Annotated in this window: 1 protein-coding gene; it reads right to left on the bottom strand. The window is 36.1% G+C overall.

From position 1 onward, the window contains the following. The coding region (locus ACTNDN_RS24935) for a transposase (protein WP_441132576.1) at positions 1-585 on the bottom strand (585 nt) is incomplete at its 3' end. Positions 586-701: the final 116 nt, after the last annotated feature.

Genomic DNA, 701 nt, shown 5'->3' with positions numbered 1-701 from the left:
TACATTTCCGGGACGAAGCTTCGCTTTAAGAAAGTCACCTGTAGCACCATCAAAAGCAACCAATGGATGAAAACCCATTGTTCCATAATGCGTATTGTAGGAAGAATCCTCTTGATTTCCATAAGTATCAGAATGGGTTGAATCCAAATCGATAAATAAAGCTTCGGACCCCCGAAATGAATGGATTTTATCAAGTAATTCTTGGTTTGCTTGATTTAAATGATCAATAGACTCTTTATCAAAACGTGTGTAAAAACGAGATAAACTCGGTTGTGAAGCGAGCGCTGGCGTTCCTATGATTTGGGTGAAAACTGGATCTTTCGTTAAATGATCAGCTGCATCATCCTCGGAATAGCCCGCAATCATTTGATAAATCTTTTGACGTAATAAGTTCTCGTTTGAATGGAGGTAATAGGCCCTAGAATCGTTTAACCTCAAATGGTTTTCTAGTGTTTTTGAAAATCCAATTTTCTCATCGAATTCCCTAAAAAGAAATTCACCAGTATCGGAGGACAGATCCCCTCCATCATTTGACAATTTAATTTTGCGATTGAAATCAAGGGTAATTTGCGGTAAAGTAGCCATTATAAGAATCCTTTCTGTGGTTATTTCGTCGTTGTTTTAACCTTATCAGAAATGGATTCTTTTTTCATTTATCAAGTGAATTAACATTTAACAAAAAAGCTTATTGGAATAACGAT

Origin of the sequence: Niallia sp. HCP3S3_B10 (genome assembly GCF_052064465.1) — a bacterium.
GTDB classification, from domain to species: Bacteria; Bacillota; Bacilli; order Bacillales; family Cytobacillaceae; genus Niallia; species Niallia hominis.
The sequence above is the reverse complement of the archived record's forward strand: the minus strand, read 5'-3'. Positions and strand labels throughout refer to the sequence as shown.